At 53.5% G+C, this 551-nt stretch carries 1 protein-coding gene; it reads left to right on the top strand.

The features are described from left to right. Positions 1–44: 44 nt before the first annotated feature. On the top strand, positions 45–551 hold a 507-nt coding region (locus PsWM33_RS27535), incomplete at its 3' end, for a hypothetical protein (RefSeq protein ID WP_208994749.1).

The raw sequence follows: 551 nt of genomic DNA, 5'->3' as shown, positions 1-551 counted from the left end.
AGGGGGCTGTTGTTTCCATTGCACTTGAAAGAAAGGCTGCAGCAATGCCCAAACCTAATGAACCTGAAAACCCCAACACCGGCCCTTCTGAAGAAGAGCTGGCACAGATCCGCACTAAGACGGCGGAAGATGAGGCCAAACGCATTCGCGAAATTGAGGCGACTGCGGCCGAATGGAATTGCCGAGATATTGCGGCGGAAGCGATCCGCTCCGGCATGTCTTCCGGGGACTTTTCAACCAAAGTCTTGATGCTTCAAGGTGAGCGCGGGCAGGAGAAAATCTCCGGCGCTGCTGATATTGGTTTGAGCCAGAAAGAGCGCAAGCAATTCTCATTTGTGCGTGCTTTGAATGCTTTGGGGAATCCAACCAATGCGCAGTACCGCGAAGCTGCTAAATTTGAGTTTGAGTGCTCGGAAGAGGCTGGCAAGAAACGCGGCAAGCAGGGGGAAGGCATTCTTGTTCCTTCTGATGTAATGCGGGCGGATATGAGCGGGCAGACCCGCAACCTTTCAACGGGCACAATCGGAGCTGGTGGTGCTCTGGTTTCTGAT

Source organism: Pseudovibrio sp. WM33 (assembly GCF_001623165.1).
Taxonomy (GTDB): domain Bacteria; phylum Pseudomonadota; class Alphaproteobacteria; order Rhizobiales; family Stappiaceae; genus Pseudovibrio.
Note: the sequence above shows the minus strand (reverse complement) of the source record. Positions and strands in the feature narration are given on the sequence as shown.